Raw genomic sequence first — 1,902 nt, forward strand, 5'->3', positions numbered from 1 at the left:
TTCTGGCCCAGAGCACTGCGCTGCCAGACAGCGCCAGCCTCAAGAGCGCGGTGGAGCAGGCGATGGCGAGTGTCGGGGGCGATAGGCTTACCCGGCGCGAGCGGCAGGTGGCGGAGTTGCTGCTGCAGGGGCTGGATACCGAGGCGATTGCCGCGGAGCTCGGGATTGGCAGTGGCACGGTGAAGAATCACCGCAAGCATCTCTATGGCAAACTGCGGCTCGGCTCGCGGGCCGAGCTGTTCAATCTCTTTCTGAACCACCTCATTACGGCGCCGGTGGAGGCATCCCCCGTTTCATCGATGGGGGATACAACGAGCCCGCCATAGGGCGGGCCGGGGTTACTCGAGGCGCGGGATGGTGGGAGTGGTTTCGGGCAGGATACTGAGCAACTGGTAGCGCTTCATCAACTGCTTGTATTCATCCCCCTGTTTGACCTTGTCCAGCGCCTGTTGCAGGCGGGCAACCTGTTGCTTGTCTGCCCTCAGGTTGAAGGCGAAGCAGTTATCCTGCTCTTCAATGATCGCGACGGTGACAAAATCCTCGCTGGGGAAACCCAGCTCTTTGGCCTGATGGCGCAGCATCACCTCGTTGCCCGCCACCAGATCGGTGCGTGCCATGATGAGCTGGCGCACCACCTGATCCATGCGCTCCACCGCCATCATATTGCCCGGGCTGATCCCGCGATTGAGCAGCAACTGCTCCCCGACATCCGCCTGCATCACGCCGATCTGCAGCTTGGCGAGATCCGCTTTGCTGGCCACTTTGGGGGCATCCTGCTTGCGGCCGACCAGCGCGACCCTGGAGTGGCTGATGGGGCAGACCCAGAGGAAGTGGGGATCCCGCTCCTTGGTGTGCGCTGTGGTAAAGAGCACGGCCTCTTGCTGCTGGGTCAGCAGATACCAGCCGCGGGCCCAGGGCAGAAAGTGGATGGGTTGCTCCGGCTCCCCCATTTCGCGCCACATCAGGCGCAGCAACTCGACCGCTAACCCCACAGGCTGACCATTTTTATCCTGGCCATTGAGTGGCATGTTCTGCTCCGAATAGTAGATAAGTGCCGGAGCAGGGAGCGCGATAAACAGGGCGAGAGAAGCGAGAGCAGGGAGCAGACGACGCATGATGCACTCCTTGTACGGGTAGTTACCTAACAGTCTATGTGGCCTTTTCCATAACGTCATGATCCGGTAGCGGGATAAAAAACAGGCCACCTTGCGGTGGCCTGTCGGTTTATTTGAGCAGGGCTTCCATCTCCGCCTCTGCCTTGGCGCGAGCCTTGGCTTCCGCCGCTCTGGCGGCATCGGCGACGCTCTCTCCGGCCGTATTGGATGCGGCACTGACGGCCTGCCGGGCGGGTTCGGCAACGGCCTTGGTTGCCTCTTGCGTCACGGTCGCGGCGGCACTGCTGACGGCCTGTTTGGCCGGAGCGGCAACAGCCTTGGTTGCCTCTTGCGTCACGGTCGCGGCGGCATTGCTGACAGCTTGTTTGGCAGGAGCGGCAACGGCTTTGGTCGCTTCTTGCGTTGCGGTCGCAGTGGCGCTGCTGACTGCTTGCTTGGCAGGAATGGCAACGGCTTTGGCCGCTTCTTGCGTCGCGGTTGCAGCGGCGCTGCTGACGGCTTGCTTGGCAGGAGCAGCAACGGCCTTGGTCGCTTCTTGCGCCGCGGTCGCAGTGGCGCTGCTGACTGCTTGCTTGGCAGGAACGGCAACAGCCTTGGTCGCTTCTTGAGTTGCAGTCGCAGCGGCACTGCTCAGCGCCTGTTTGGCGGGTGCAGTGACTGCGGTGGTCGCACTGCGAGTCAGGTCGGTCGAGCTTTGGCTCACCGCTTGGGTGGCCTGTCCTGTGGCGTTGGCGGCTGTGCCGCGGATGGCCTGGCTGGCGCTGTTGGTCAGCGAGCCGGTGACGCC

The 1,902-nt window shown here is 62.9% G+C and carries 2 protein-coding genes and 1 pseudogene; 1 reads left to right on the top strand and 2 read right to left on the bottom strand.

Translation table 11 applies throughout. The annotated features are described in order from the left end of the window. Positions 1-326 (top strand): helix-turn-helix domain-containing protein (locus L972_RS21810; protein WP_047437354.1); only part of this gene is annotated, 326 nt, incomplete at its 5' end. A gap of 12 nt (positions 327-338) precedes the next feature. Here the strand turns inward: L972_RS21810 and L972_RS07950 are convergent. Both L972_RS07950 and L972_RS21815 read right to left on the bottom strand, forming a co-directional pair. Further along, complete coding sequence (locus L972_RS07950) at positions 339-1,115, bottom strand: substrate-binding periplasmic protein (protein ID WP_047437324.1); 777 nt, start codon at positions 1,113-1,115, stop codon at positions 339-341. 109 nt (positions 1,116-1,224) lie between these two features. Further along, positions 1,225-1,902, bottom strand: a pseudogene (locus L972_RS21815) (hypothetical protein); the annotation flags it as partial.

Origin of the sequence: Aeromonas sp. ZOR0001 (assembly GCF_000801015.1) — a bacterium.
In the GTDB taxonomy this organism is placed as follows: Bacteria; Pseudomonadota; Gammaproteobacteria; order Enterobacterales; family Aeromonadaceae; genus Aeromonas; species Aeromonas veronii.